This is a genomic window from Tenacibaculum sp. Bg11-29 (assembly GCF_002836595.1).
GTDB lineage: Bacteria > Bacteroidota > Bacteroidia > Flavobacteriales > Flavobacteriaceae > Polaribacter.
The window spans coordinates 2,461,267-2,474,677 of the sequence record NZ_PJBB01000003.1 but is presented as its reverse complement, the minus strand read 5'-3'; the positions used below and the strand labels follow the sequence as shown (position 1 = coordinate 2,474,677).

Genomic DNA, 13,411 nt, shown 5'->3' with positions numbered 1-13,411 from the left:
TATCTATCTTTATTGTTTAAATTAAATCTAAATAGTAAGATATTTAAATTCAAAACATAATAGTCTATTATTCTTTAATCTAATTAAATTGATTCTGCAATGTCCTTTTATCCTAAAAAAGGTAAAATGAATAAACAATAAAGTAATTAAAAGTACTTTATTTTAAATAAGTCTAAATAACCTTTGAATAATGAAAAAACTAAAATATATTTGCACTTTATTTTAAATAAATCTAAATAAACAAGTAATGAAGAAAATATTAGGATTATGTTTAGTAGCTATTGCTATGACATCATGTTCAGATGACAACGAAAACATTAAAGATACACCTACAAAAGCTAAGTTTATAGAAAACTATGCGAACATTGCTGCCGCTAATTATGATGATGCATACACTACAGCAGCGACAATGAAAACAAAAATTGATGCTTTTTTAGCGACACCAACTGAAGAAACACATAAAGCTGCGCAAAATGCTTGGTTGTATGCAAGAGATTTTTACGGACAAACAGAAGCTTTTCGTGCTGCTAATGGTCCTATAGATAATGAAGACTTAGGGTCTATTGACGGTATATTAAATACTGAAGGTCGTATTAATGCATGGCCTTTAGATGAAGGTTTTATCGATTATGTTTCTGATAACAAAGGAGGTGCAGTACAAAATGGTTTAATTGGTGATGCTAATTTTGCTTTAACTGAAGCAAGTATTATAGGGAAAAATGAATTTAACAACTTGGCAGATAATGTTGCTACTGGATGGCATGCCATTGAGTTTTTATTATGGGGGCAAGATTTAAATTACAACCCAACTACGCATAAACAAGATAATTATGCAGCTGCTGGTCAAAGAGGTTATACTGATTATACAACTGCAAATTTTGCTGAAAGAAGAAAACAGTATTTACAAATTGTAACTAATTTATTAATTAATGATTTAAACGATTTAAGAAATACTTGGGCTATTGGAGGCTTATACAGAACAGCATTTGCTAAATTAAATGAAGCTACTGCTTTAAAAAATATTTTAAATGGTGTTGGTTTTATTTCTAACGGAGAAATTGCTTTAGAAAGAATTATACCAGCTGTAGAAGAAGGTCAAGAAAATGAACATTCTTGTTTTTCTGACAATACGAATCAAGATATGTGGGCTAACGTTAATGGAATTAACAATGTAATTATTGGTTCTTATAAAAGAGCCGATGGAACAAAAATATCAGGAGTTTCTTTAACTGCTATAACCAAAACTTTAAACATAGAGATTTCTACTAACTTAGAAACGAAAGCACAAACAACTTTAAATAAGTTAGATGCTCTTTTAGCATTAAATAAAACTTTTGATGAAATTATTTCTCAAGAAACGCTTACTAGTAATGGACCAGCGATACAACTATCAAATGCTTTAAAATCTCAAGGAGTTGCTATTGCTGAAGTTGCGACTACATTAGGAGTTAGTATTACGATAGACTAATATAACTTATATATTTAATTAAGAAACTGAAACTAGAAATTCTCTAGTTTCAGTTTTATTGTTTACAATATTTACATGAAAAATAATATTTTTTTTATTACCATATTATTTATATTAATATCTTGCTCTAAAGATGATGATGTATATAAACCTGTTGAATTTGAATACGAATTAGGAGAAGAAAACTTAGTTTCAGAGTTATCTATAGAGGCTTTTAATGCTGATAAAGCCTTTGGTAGAGGTATTCCTTCTTTATCTAATTTACAATCCTCTTTTTTTGGTATTGGTGATGCAATGTTTAACCAAAGTTGGGTTTCGTCTCCTGCCACCACAACTTCTAGAGATGGTTTAGGTCCTATTTTTAATGCAAGAGCATGTAGTGCTTGTCATTTAAATGATGGAAGAGGTGAGCCAATTTTAGAAACAGGTGCCAGTTCAAAAGGTTTATTAATCCGCTTAAGTACTGGAAACTCAGTTACTACAGGGCCAATTGGCCATGGAACATATGGAGGACAGTTACAAGACAGGTCTAACTTAGGCCTTAAAAAAGAAGCTAGTATTCAAGTAGTTTTTTCGTATATAAAAGGTACGTATGCTGATGGTAGTACTTATGAATTAAGAAAACCAAACTATACAATTATCAATGAAAATTACGGTAGTCTAGTTGGCGTACAAACATCTCCAAGAATAGGGCAACAATTAATTGGTCTTGGTTTTATAGACGCCCTTTCTGAAGCTAGTATTTTAGAAAATGCTGACCCCAATGATACTAATAACGATGGGATTTCTGGAAGAGCAAATTATGTTTGGAATGTTAAAAAAGATAAGCTTACTATAGGTAAATTTGGATGGAAATCAAACCAGCCCACTCTAAACCAACAAGTAGCAGGAGCTTTTAATGGAGATATGGGCTTAACAACATCAATTTTTCCAGATGAAAATTGTCCTGACGGGGTAGATTGCTCACAGTTATTTAATGGTAATAACCCAGGAGAAAATGTTGAAGTACCAGATAAACAATTTAGCCGAATAGCATTATACATGGCTGCTATATCTGTACCAAAGAGAAGAAATTACAAAGAAGAAGCTGTACTTAAAGGAAAGAAACATTTTAGAGATTTAAAATGTGTTTCTTGTCACGTAGATAATTTTACAACAGGTGCTAATGAAATTTTATCACAGATAAATAATATTAAAATAAGCCCATTTTCTGACTTTTTACTTCATGACATGGGTGATGAATTAGCTGACAACAGAGCTGATTTTTTAGCTAACGGTAATGAATGGAGAACACAACCTTTATGGGGGTTAGGACTTATTGAAGCTGTAAATGGGCACACGTTTTTACTACACGACGGTAGAGCTAGAAACATAGAAGAAGCTATTTTATGGCATAATGGTGAAGCAGAAAGCTCAAAAGAAAGTTTTAAACAAAAAACAAAAACTGAACGAGAAGAATTATTACAATACTTAAACTCTTTATAAAATGAAAAAAATATTATTAGGAATAATTATACTAACTGCTATAATTACTTGTAAAAGTGAAGATGAAGAGCCTGTAATGAATAATGCTTTTTTTGAAACTTATTACTCAGACAATATCTTACCAAGTATAAAGAACTTAAAAATAGCTCTAGAAACCCAACAGACCAATATTACAAATTTTCAAGCATCAAAAAGTGATGAAGATTATGAAAAATTACTTTCTCAATGGTTAACTTCTGCAAAAGCATATTCAAAATATGAAATTTATAATTTAGGAGTAATTAAAGAAAATTTTTATAACATAAGCATTTATAACTACCCTGTAAACATAAGTTCTATTGAAAAAAATATTATAGATAAAACTGTTTATAACGAGTCATATTTTTCAACACAAAGTACTACTGTAAAAGGGCTTGCTACTATAGAATATTTACTTTTTAGCAATCAAAATTCTATAGAGGCTAAAACACTTTTATTAAACGATTCGTATAGAATAGCTTATCTAGCTGGTGTTAACCAAGAACTTATTAGACTTTCTAATACAATCATTGACACCTGGGAAAACGGTTATAAAGACACCTTTATAGCTGCCAATGGTTCTATTTGTACAAATAACGCTAAATGTTTAAGTATAAATCAAATAATTAACGTGTTAGATGTAGCCAAAGTTACTAAAATTGGAAAAACAGCTGGTTTTGAAAAATCTAACAATACTGTTCCTACAAACTTACAAGCCTATAGAAGTAAAAACTCTTTACTATTAATACAAGCAATGTTAGCTGAGGTTAAAAATCTTTACTTTAACAGTACTACTAATTTCGCAACCATGGTAAATGCGATTAATACTTCAGAAGAAATTTCAAATGAAATAGCTATAAAGTTTAGTAATATTGAACAAGAGATTACTACTTTAAATAGTACACTTTTTGAAGCAATAAGTACCAATCCAGAAAGTGTAAGACCTATTTACAATAACTTAAAAGACTTAAGTATACTATTCTCTGTAGATATAACAAGTACTTTATCTGTTACTGTACTTCCAACAGATAATGATGGTGATTAAACTTATTATTTCATTTATAAAAAAAAGCCTGATAAAAAAAAATATCAGGCTTTTTTTGGGCATCAAATTTAATAAAATAGTTAGAACATATTTTTAAAGTTAAATCCGTAGTTTATATATACTGCTATTTGATTATTTTGAGTAGAAAAATTAACTTGGTTTGTTTTTACTGAATTTTTAATATTCTGAACGCTTCCTTCTAAAAAATAATCATTGCCAGATAAATAGTACTTTGCTCCTAGTGTTATCATATTCTTATTTTTAAAGTATTTTGTAAGTGATAATTCAGGTACTAAATATACATTCCCCCGATTAATCGAATTATTAGTACCTATAATTTTATCATCTGCATTTCCTTTTTCTTCTTCATAGTTAGTATAGTTAACAAAAGAAATAGAAGATCCTAAACCTATCATTAGATCTAAATCTTTTTTTAAAGAGATGTTATACCCAGCTCCTAATAAAACGGTATGCATAAAATAATTATTATTTACAGTAAAACTCTTTCCTTCATTAAGCCCGTTTATTGTCAACGTCGCATACGAAGCCATATACCCTAATTTAACTTGTACTTTACATGCTGTTTTATAAATTGCAGTTAATGAAAGTGAGTTATTAAAATTATTAGATATATCACTTTCTGTAAATGGCATTGCTATTTTATTCATTACAACATCAGTTAAACCAAACTCATAACCGATTGCTGTATATAAACCTTTGTGTGTATTATTTTCTTGAGCATTTATTGTTAATATGCAAACAAGAAACATATTTATCATTACAGATATTTTTAATTTCATTTTACTGTTTTTCAAGATTAATTGAAGTTGATGAAGCTGATACAGTGCATTCATTTGATTTTGACCAGATACCATTAAGACTCTTCTTATCTAATGATAAAAGAAGCTCATACGTGTTTTCAGTACAGTAATTTCCACAGCTAGGATTAGAACCAGCTTCTTGCTTACCATTCGTATTAATAATTAATTTATGACTTTCAAGGTTCATTTCTAAATTAAAAATGGCAAAATATTGTTGCTCTGGTATAGATGATATCTTTAGTTTTCCTTCAATAAATTCGTTTTCATGTTTTGTTATTGTTAATGTATAACGATATTTTTTAGAACAACAATTTAAACAGTTCATTGGGCCATCCCAAATACCAACTAAACTATTAGCTTCATTATTATTATCCGTTTCATTATATTCTATATCTATTGATTTAGCACAAGCAGCTAGTAATAGAAATAAAACTATATATGTTATTTTATTCATTATATTTTAAAAAGTTTAATTATTAAAAAGTAAACGTATTACTTAGTGTTATAGAAGTAGATTTTAAACCTGTAGATCTTTCAAAACTAGAAAACCGGAATTCTAACGACTTGAACTGAAATTCTCTTTTCTTATTTATTTTAAAACTTAATACACCGTTTACTGGGGAAAACTTCATTCCTATTCCAAATTTATTTGTGGTAAACTTAGCTAAATCATAATCTGAAGTATAATAATTAGCATCTAAATTATGTCCTCCATATGGTTGAAAATACATTGATTTTGTTTGTGTATGAAAACGATAAAAAGGGTATAATGTAAAACCATCACCCAATTTTATAGGTGTCTCAATTTCAAAAGTATTCCCTGTTACTCCAAAATCATCACTATACCATCTATAAAACAAACGTGTTATCATAAAATCACTAATAAAATAATTTGCTCTAAAACCAAGAGCTTTTTTTATTCTTGATTTGGGTAATCTTTCGCTTTTTACCACTTTAAATTTCTCTTGAAAAATTCCATCTTTAAAATAAACTCTATGAAAAGGAGTGTTTAAAATTCCTTTCTGAATTATTACCTCAGCTGTTACAGAAGCATTTAACCTTCTATTTATAGTGCCTCCATAAGTAGCACCTATGTTATAAGTAAATCGAGTATCCTTATCGTACCCCTTAAAAGTAGTTGCTTTTTGATTTTCATACTCATCATCGTCGTCATCATCTCTAGCACTATAATTCAGATTTACAGGACGATCATCGTCATCGTCATCATGATCATCATCGTCGTCGTCATCGTCATGGTCATCATCGTCGTCATCGTCATCATCATCATCATGGTCATCATCGTCGTCATCGTCATCATGGTCATCATCGTCGTCGTCATATCCGTTTCCTCCGCCTGCTCCTGTATTTCTTCCATCTCTAATTTCTCCTGGGTAAATTAAAAGCCATTTATCTATAAAGATTCCAACATTAATGCTTAAAAATTTATTTCCATCTTTAGAATCTTTTTGCCATGTAATTTTACCATAATTTGAAGTAACATCGAACTCTTTCGAATAACCATATAAAATAGAAACTGCTGAATTATTATCTGCCAATAATCGACTAAAATTTAATGATAAATATTTTCGGGTATCTTCACTTGCTAAATTAGCCTCTGAAGTTGCAGCTGTACTTGTACTTGTACTTGCTGAGGTTATTGCACCATATTTATCAATATTTCCAGTACTAGCCGAGGTATAGTGATCTAATCCTAAAGTTACACCAAAAGTTGCTGTTTTATTTACAGGTATTGAAACAGATATTTGTGGTGCGTTATTATCTAATTTTTCGGTACCAAAACCGCCGGTTACCGCTGCATTATTACCTTCTTGTTCATAATAATTATAAAGAATATCTACCTGAACCTTTTCTAGTTGTTTTATTTTTTTTTGTGAAAAAATTTTTATGTTTAATAAAAAAAGTAAAACAATGAATATTTTAGTATTTAGTTGCATCCACATCCTCCTCCCGATTTACCTCCGTTAGCACCTGACGCTCCTTCTCTATAATTTTGTGAACTTATCTCATACTGTTCAATTTTTCTCGATGATAATGCCATATCTTCATCATTTAAATACATTTTTTGATATGGTTTTACACTTGCACAATTTGAAAAAATGATTGCGATAAGTAAAATCATAAATGTTTTTTTTATCATATTTTAGTTTAATTTTAAATTATTTGATTTAAGTATTTTATTTTTATTAGTAATCAGTAAGCATTCTACCCCTCTTAATTTATTTATTAAATCAAGCCCTTTTTCTTTTCCCATAATGTAAACTGATGTTGCTAAAGCATCTCCTAACTCGGTATTTTCACAAAAAATAGTTACACTTTTTACACCTCTAACAGGCCAACCTGTTTTAGGGTTAATTATATGCGAATATTTAATACCATTAAATTGTATATATTTCGCATAATTACCTGAAGTTACTACAGAATTATTATGTAATTTAAATGAACCAATGTTATTTAATACTTTATTAGGGTCTGCGATTTTTATAACCCATTTTTTGGTTATTGGATGATTACCCCAAGTCGTTAAATCTCCACCTGCATTCACTAAACCAGCTTTTACTCCTATCTTTTTTAATTTCTCTTTTACTTTTTCTGCGACATAACCTTTACCAATAGATCCAAAACCAATTCTCATTCCTCTCTTTAATAAAAACACGGTACTTTTTTCTTCATTGATTATAATATTTCTATAATCAATTTTTTTAACAGAGTTTAAAATAAGCAGACTGTCTGGTAAATTTTTCATTGGTTTATTGAAGTACCAAAATTTATCTAACGAAGCAAAACTAATATCAAAACATCCATTCGTTAACTTAGATATTCTCTTACTTCGTTGAATTAAATCAACTAATTCACGACTTACTTTTACAGGCTTTATCCCTGCATTTTTTGTTATTTTTGAAGTTTGAGATGTTAATTTCCATGATGATATTAAATCTTCTATTCGTACTGTTTCTTTAATCGCTTCTTTTACAAAAAAAGCAGCTTCATCTTTAGTTTCCGTTACAACAGTAAATTCAAAATCGACTCCCATTAAAAGCAATTTTTCTTTGTATAACTCTTGTCCTGTTAAAGAAATAGAAAGAATAATGAACAATAATGAACAATATTTTCTTATCATTATTATAAATAATTTTCGATGTAGTATGCAGCCGTTTCGCTTTTATAACCATCTACCGTATTAATAACTAATGCCTTATCACTTAAAATAGCAACAAAAGGGAAAGCACCTAAATTATTATATTTTTCAGCTGATTCTTCTATGTAATTAATACGCTCTTTCGTTAATTTTCTTCTATTACGAGGGAAGTCTATATTTACTAAAACATATTCTAAAAATGCTTTTTTCTTAAATTCCTCAGAAGATAAAACTTCATTTTTTAATTCTTTACAAGGTTTACACCAATCAGAGCCAGAAAAGTACACGAATACTTTTTTATTCTTTTCCTTCGCCATTTTTTGAGCCTCTTCGATATTTGTAAACCACGTAACATTTTTTGACTCTTGAGCTTTTACAATTGTTACTCCTACTAAAACAAAAGTCAAAAATATAATTTTATTCATTTTTTTTAAATTTCAGACAAAACTAATATTTATTTAGAATAAATAAACATAAGTTTGTCGAAAATTTAACATTAATTTTTAATTAGTCTAATTTAATATACTTGTAAATGAAAAAACAATTTTTATTACCTATAATTATCTTATACTCAATTATCTCCAAAGCCCAAGAAGTCATTATTGGGACTGCCAAATGCGGATCTTCTATAACTCAATCAATTCCAGCTAAATACGATAATGGTTCATGGAATGGAGGAAAAAATAATAGCTGGTCTTTACTTCTCTATACAAAAGAAGATTTGAATTTTGTAAATGGAAGTTTAACTGATTTAGGTTTTTATATTGATTGTGGAAGTACCAAAATATATACTACTCTTAGCTCTCAAAGAATTTATGTTAAAGAAACTAATCAAAATGAAATTACGAGCGTAAATATTCCTGATACTTCAACTTTTACCAAAGTTTATGATGGCGATATTACTTGGAAAAGAGGTTCAAACTTATCTGCTAATAAAAATATAATAACACTTACAAACCCTTTTACTTATTCAGGAACTAAAAATTTATTAATTTATTTTGAAAATGAATCTGGTACGAGTGTCTCCATGTTTGGAAGCATTCCTTTTTTATGGGATAATCATGGCAATAATAAAGTTTCTCATTCGCAATATAAATTAAGTCTTAAAATTAATTCTACGGGTTATATAGATAAAACTTTGCCTATTACATATTTTAAATTTTCTCCATTGGGCTTACCTCCAGAAATAACAATGGAATTGGACAAAAACATATGCAGAGGAAATTCTTATAGTTTTACCAAGGTTCAAGTTATTCCAATAACTCCTAAGCCTATATTAATATGGACTACATCAGGTACTGGAATATTTAATAATAATCAGATTAGAAATCCTACCTATACACCAAGTACTCTTGATGAAACGAATGGAAGTGTAATACTAACACTAACTGCAACAAACTCTGACGGCTCTAGTAATACTGATTTTACGCTTTCTATTTCTACTCCTCCAAACGCATCTATTAAAAATAAATAACTATTAAAATGATAAAAAAATTATTATCAACTACCCTATTATTATTCTGTTGCCTTGCTATTCTAGGAAACAACACAGCTGTATCAAAAACAACTATCCCCCCTCCTTCTTTACCAAAAATTACACTATGTGAAAATGAAAACTTAGAACTTACAGCAGAAGATGCTGGAATTGGAGCAACTTATGAATGGACTAGAGGAGCTGTTGTAAAATCAAATACTATAGATTTAATTATAAATAATGTTACTTTATCTGATGCAGGAACATACACCTTAACAGTAACGAAAAATGGTTGTTTAAATACGGTTGATATTCTTGTCAAAATAAACGAAGCTCTTGATACACCAATATTAAACAACACACCTGCTTATTGTGCTTCTGATGGTACTAGTAAAATTACAAATTATGACGCTACTGTAACTTACGTTTTTACTCCTACAGGAGCTACTGTTAATGCTACTGGTGAAATTCAAAATATGGTTATTGGAACGTCATATACTGTAATAGCTGAAAAATTAACATGTCAATCTAATAATTCAGTTACTATTAAAAATGACGCAATGTTACCAACTCCTAACTTACCAACGTTAAACAATACACCTGCTTCTTGTGCTGATGATGGTGCTAATCAAATTGATAATTATGATGCTACTGTTACTTACGTTTTTACTCCCATAGGACCTACTGTTAATGCTACTGGTGAAATTCAAAACATGGTTATTGGAACTTCATATACTGTAATCGCTAAAAAAGGAACCTGTCAATCTAATAACTCGGCATCTTTTCAAAATGATGTGATGCTACCGAGCCCCAAAGCAATTATTAAACTAAAATAATTTTAAAGCCACGAGGCCATTTTCACCTCGTGGCTTTTTATTAAAATTGATTCTAATGGTTAAAAAAATATTCTTTATTCTTTTAGTAATATTACATTTTAGTACATCATATGCCGCAAATAAAATTTATACGATAAATGATTTAGATAAACATCAAAATAGTTTAACAGAAGTCACCATTTGTGAAGGAGAAAATTTAGCACTTACTGCTCATTTTTATTTAGGCGCTAATTATCAATGGTTTACTCCTGACAAAAAAATAATAAGTACAATTGATTTAGTTCGCACCAATGTTTCTACAGAAATGGCAGGTATTTATATCTTGATTATAAATAACAATGGGTGTGATGATAAAGCGGAAATTGATGTTATTATTATAACCAAACCAAACGCTGGATTAGATGGCTATCTAGAAATTATAAAAGGACTTACACCTACTCAAGAGGAATTATTTAGTGCTTTAGGTGGAACCCCTGATAAAGATGGCATTTGGACAAAAAACAAAAACAACCTTTATACATATACTGTAAGTTCAAAAAACAATTGCAAAAGTAATAGTAAAGCTACTGTAAAAATTATTGAAAGTATTGAAATAACAAATGGATTTTCTCCTAATAATGATCAGGTTAATGATACTTGGATAATTACCTCTAGTTTATTAAAAAAATATCCTAAAAATAATCTTCTTGTATTTAATAGACATGGGAATAAAGTATATGAAGCATCTCCATATAACAACGATTGGGATGGTATAGCAAATTCAAACTTAATCATTAATAAAAATACTAAACTTCCTCCAGGTCCTTATTATTACATATTAAAATTAAACAACCCTAGCAATAATTTTTTTAAAGGCTGGGTTTATATTAACTATTAAACATGAAAATTACAACTATTTTTCAAGCTTTATTATTAATAATTTTATGTAATATTAATAATTCACTAGGGCAAAATACATCTGATTTCTCAGTTTTCAACCATAGTTTAAACATTATAAATCCTGCTTTTACAGGTGTAAATGGTAAAACTCAAATAGCTTCAAATTATAAAAAAATTTGGGCAGGTATTGAAAACTCAATACACTCAAGTATTATTTCGTTTAGTATGCCTACAAAAAAAGGAATAGGTATCGGTGTAAACGTTATTAATGATAGTTTTTACTTATTTAATAAATCAAATATCTCAGGAAATGTATCTTATAAGGTTAAATTAAACTTAGAAAACGAATTATTATTTGGTTTAAAAGCCTCCTTAAAATTCTTTAGCCCTAATTTAAATAGAATCAAAACTTTTGAAAAAAATGACCCTTCATTCACTAAAAACATCGATATAATTTCGCCTAATATTTCTATTGGTTTGGCTTTCAAAAACGAGCGATATTTTATTCACTTTTCTGTCTTAAATATTCTAAAAGAAGTAAAAAATAATGTAAAAATTACAGAAACTTCAAATTTAATGCGTGCTAATTTTGGTATGGGAATTTATCATGAACTAAATAATAATTTAGGCTTAACGACAACATCTTTATTTCGAACAATGCAAGGTACCCCGGTTTCTATTGACATTACATCAATGCTTACGGTTAACAATAAATACGATATTGGTTTAACTTATAGATATAACGCTGCTTTAATGACTAATTTTCTTATTAACACCACGAATTGGTTACAGTTAGGATATAGTTATGGTATCCCCATAAATGAAATTGCAAAAAATAATAACGGTACTCACGAATTTTTTATACGAATACACTTAAAAGAAGAAACAAATAATTCTTTTAAATCAAGGCTCAAATGTTTTTAACAAATAAATATTTAACAATGAAAAAAATAACTTTTCTTTTTTTATCTTTCTTATCAATTACTATATATTCACAAGGTAGTGATGTTACAATTGGTACTCCTATATGTGGCAGTTCTATAAGTAAAAACGCCCCAGCTAGTTATGATTATGTTCTTGAAAAAGAGAATAGCTGGGTAACTATGTTATATAAAGCATCACAAATATCTGGCTCTGGAAAAATAAAAGGGCTCGCTTTTTTTGCCGATTGTGTTGCTTCTAAAGATTGTAATTTTGATACAGCAAAAAACCAAAAAATATATTTGAAAGAGGTTGATTTCTCTGAATTTAATTCTGCATCCGAACCCGATTTATCTACTTTTACAAAAGTATATGATGGAGATATTACTTGGAGAAGAGGAAAAAATAATATCGAAAATTCTAAAACTCAAATTACTTTTCAAAACGAATTTAATTATAATGGCAATAAGAATTTACTTATTTATTTTAGTAATGAGAATAACAAACCTTTAGGTGGTTTTAGTGGTTGTGGTAGCTCTCCTCCTTTTTTGTGGAATTACGCTGGTGAAAAAACTATTATTTATGAGTTTTTTAAAAATGGAGAAAAAAATGGAACTGGAAGTTATAGTAAAGAATTACCTGTTATCCGTTTATACTTTGATGAAATAAACACAGAAGATTTTACTCCTTCAATAGAGAAAACATTAATTACAGCTTCTCCTACAAAAATTACAGCTAATGGTGTTTCTTCTAGCCTTATAACAGTGCAATTATATAATAAAAATGGTGCAATTTTAAACCATTCAAATCAAACAATAACTCTAAATACTACCGCTGGTCTTTTAGGTACCATTACAGATAAAAATGATGGTTCTTACACCGCTTTTTTAACCAGTAGTACCTTAGAAGAGACAGCTATTATTACTGGTACATTAAACGGTATAGATATAATTGATACTGAAAAAGTAGAATTTATCAAAAAGAATGGCTCTGGAGGAAACCCTAATAATTCAAACCCTACAAGTTTAGTACAAGGATTCTCCCCTAATGGTGATGGGACTAATGATACTTGGAAAATTTTACCAAATGTACATTTAACATACCCTAATAATAGTCTGTTAGTTTTTAATAGACTTGGGTATAAAGTGTATGAAGCTTCTCCTTATAAAAATGATTGGAATGGAGAATCTAATGGAAGAATAACTATTTCTAAAAGCTCTAAACTTCCTGTAGGTTCTTACTACTTCGTTTTTAATACAGGTAAAAACAAGCAGGTTTTTAAAGGATGGTTGTATATAAATTATTAA

14 protein-coding genes are annotated in these 13,411 nt (G+C 29.0%); 8 read left to right on the top strand and 6 right to left on the bottom strand.

The annotated features are described in order from the left end of the window. Nucleotides 1–247: 247 nt before the first annotated feature. The 3 genes from CXF68_RS11265 (at nucleotide 248) to CXF68_RS11255 (ending at nucleotide 4,016) form a co-directional block, all read left to right on the top strand. Complete coding sequence (locus tag CXF68_RS11265; protein WP_101044725.1) at nucleotides 248–1,468, top strand: imelysin family protein; 1,221 nt, start codon at nucleotides 248–250, stop codon at nucleotides 1,466–1,468. 75 nt (nucleotides 1,469–1,543) lie between these two features. Next, nucleotides 1,544–2,953: a di-heme oxidoredictase family protein gene (locus CXF68_RS11260; RefSeq protein WP_101044723.1), complete on the top strand. Its 1,410-nt coding sequence runs from the start codon at nucleotides 1,544–1,546 to the stop codon at nucleotides 2,951–2,953. A gap of 1 nt (nucleotide 2,954) precedes the next feature. After that, nucleotides 2,955–4,016 (top strand): imelysin family protein, encoded by a 1,062-nt coding sequence (locus CXF68_RS11255; RefSeq protein ID WP_101044721.1) that lies wholly within the window; start codon nucleotides 2,955–2,957, stop codon nucleotides 4,014–4,016. Between the two features lie 80 nt (nucleotides 4,017–4,096). On the opposite strand, the gene CXF68_RS11250 is transcribed toward CXF68_RS11255, so the two are convergent. Genes CXF68_RS11250 through CXF68_RS11225 form a run of 6 tightly spaced genes read right to left on the bottom strand, consistent with a single transcriptional unit; the run spans nucleotide 4,097 to nucleotide 8,419 of the window. Further along, nucleotides 4,097–4,816, bottom strand: coding sequence for a hypothetical protein (locus tag CXF68_RS11250; RefSeq protein WP_101044719.1), 720 nt, complete (start codon nucleotides 4,814–4,816; stop codon nucleotides 4,097–4,099). A 1-nt stretch (nucleotide 4,817) separates the two neighbouring features. Further along, complete coding sequence (locus CXF68_RS11245) at nucleotides 4,818–5,291, bottom strand: hypothetical protein (protein ID WP_101044716.1); 474 nt, start codon at nucleotides 5,289–5,291, stop codon at nucleotides 4,818–4,820. A gap of 22 nt (nucleotides 5,292–5,313) precedes the next feature. Continuing rightward, nucleotides 5,314–6,798, bottom strand: a complete 1,485-nt coding sequence (locus CXF68_RS11240; protein WP_101044714.1) for a DUF3570 domain-containing protein — start codon at nucleotides 6,796–6,798, stop codon at nucleotides 5,314–5,316. Continuing rightward, nucleotides 6,783–6,995 (bottom strand): DUF4266 domain-containing protein, encoded by a 213-nt coding sequence (locus CXF68_RS11235; RefSeq protein WP_101044712.1) that lies wholly within the window; start codon nucleotides 6,993–6,995, stop codon nucleotides 6,783–6,785. Before CXF68_RS11235 ends, CXF68_RS11240 begins: the two co-directional genes overlap by 16 nt. A 3-nt stretch (nucleotides 6,996–6,998) precedes the next feature. After that, nucleotides 6,999–7,976 (bottom strand): FAD:protein FMN transferase, encoded by a 978-nt coding sequence (locus tag CXF68_RS11230; protein WP_198553803.1) that lies wholly within the window; start codon nucleotides 7,974–7,976, stop codon nucleotides 6,999–7,001. A 2-nt stretch (nucleotides 7,977–7,978) separates the two neighbouring features. Continuing rightward, a complete protein-coding gene (locus tag CXF68_RS11225) occupies nucleotides 7,979–8,419 on the bottom strand; it encodes a thioredoxin family protein (protein ID WP_101044710.1) in 441 nt (146 codons plus the stop codon). Nucleotides 8,420–8,526: 107 nt separating this feature from the next. On the opposite strand from CXF68_RS11225, the gene CXF68_RS11220 reads away from it, so the two are divergent. From CXF68_RS11220 to CXF68_RS11200, 5 genes are read left to right on the top strand one after another with little or no spacing between them, the layout of a single operon-like run. Beyond that, nucleotides 8,527–9,468 carry a hypothetical protein gene (locus tag CXF68_RS11220; protein WP_101044708.1) on the top strand — a complete coding sequence of 314 codons (942 nt, stop codon included), beginning with the start codon at nucleotides 8,527–8,529 and terminating at the stop codon, nucleotides 9,466–9,468. 8 nt (nucleotides 9,469–9,476) lie between these two features. Beyond that, entirely contained in the window at nucleotides 9,477–10,304 is an 828-nt protein-coding gene (locus CXF68_RS11215) for an immunoglobulin domain-containing protein (protein WP_101044706.1), read from the top strand. Nucleotides 10,305–10,359: 55 nt separating this feature from the next. Then, nucleotides 10,360–11,181: a gliding motility-associated C-terminal domain-containing protein gene (locus CXF68_RS11210; protein ID WP_101044704.1), complete on the top strand. Its 822-nt coding sequence runs from the start codon at nucleotides 10,360–10,362 to the stop codon at nucleotides 11,179–11,181. A gap of 2 nt (nucleotides 11,182–11,183) precedes the next feature. Beyond that, complete coding sequence (locus CXF68_RS11205; RefSeq protein WP_101044702.1) at nucleotides 11,184–12,107, top strand: type IX secretion system membrane protein PorP/SprF; 924 nt, start codon at nucleotides 11,184–11,186, stop codon at nucleotides 12,105–12,107. A gap of 17 nt (nucleotides 12,108–12,124) precedes the next feature. After that, nucleotides 12,125–13,411 carry a gliding motility-associated C-terminal domain-containing protein gene (locus CXF68_RS11200; RefSeq protein WP_198553802.1) on the top strand — a complete coding sequence of 429 codons (1,287 nt, stop codon included), beginning with the start codon at nucleotides 12,125–12,127 and terminating at the stop codon, nucleotides 13,409–13,411.

Bases quoted from the DNA above. Each gene is read 5' to 3' on its own strand.
- CXF68_RS11245 (WP_101044716.1), bottom strand. From the start codon at position 5,291: ATGAATAAAATAACATATATAGTTTTATTTCTATTACTAGCTGCTTGT.
- CXF68_RS11235 (WP_101044712.1), bottom strand. From the start codon at position 6,995: ATGATAAAAAAAACATTTATGATTTTACTTATCGCAATCATTTTTTCA.
- CXF68_RS11255 (WP_101044721.1), top strand. From the start codon at position 2,955: ATGAAAAAAATATTATTAGGAATAATTATACTAACTGCTATAATTACT.
- CXF68_RS11220 (WP_101044708.1), top strand. From the start codon at position 8,527: ATGAAAAAACAATTTTTATTACCTATAATTATCTTATACTCAATTATC.
- CXF68_RS11215 (WP_101044706.1), top strand. From the start codon at position 9,477: ATGATAAAAAAATTATTATCAACTACCCTATTATTATTCTGTTGCCTT.
- CXF68_RS11250 (WP_101044719.1), bottom strand. From the start codon at position 4,816: ATGAAATTAAAAATATCTGTAATGATAAATATGTTTCTTGTTTGCATA.
- CXF68_RS11210 (WP_101044704.1), top strand. From the start codon at position 10,360: ATGGTTAAAAAAATATTCTTTATTCTTTTAGTAATATTACATTTTAGT.
- CXF68_RS11230 (WP_198553803.1), bottom strand. From the start codon at position 7,976: ATGATAAGAAAATATTGTTCATTATTGTTCATTATTCTTTCTATTTCT.
- CXF68_RS11265 (WP_101044725.1), top strand. From the start codon at position 248: ATGAAGAAAATATTAGGATTATGTTTAGTAGCTATTGCTATGACATCA.
- CXF68_RS11200 (WP_198553802.1), top strand. From the start codon at position 12,125: ATGAAAAAAATAACTTTTCTTTTTTTATCTTTCTTATCAATTACTATA.
- CXF68_RS11205 (WP_101044702.1), top strand. From the start codon at position 11,184: ATGAAAATTACAACTATTTTTCAAGCTTTATTATTAATAATTTTATGT.
- CXF68_RS11240 (WP_101044714.1), bottom strand. From the start codon at position 6,798: ATGTGGATGCAACTAAATACTAAAATATTCATTGTTTTACTTTTTTTA.
- CXF68_RS11260 (WP_101044723.1), top strand. From the start codon at position 1,544: ATGAAAAATAATATTTTTTTTATTACCATATTATTTATATTAATATCT.
- CXF68_RS11225 (WP_101044710.1), bottom strand. From the start codon at position 8,419: ATGAATAAAATTATATTTTTGACTTTTGTTTTAGTAGGAGTAACAATT.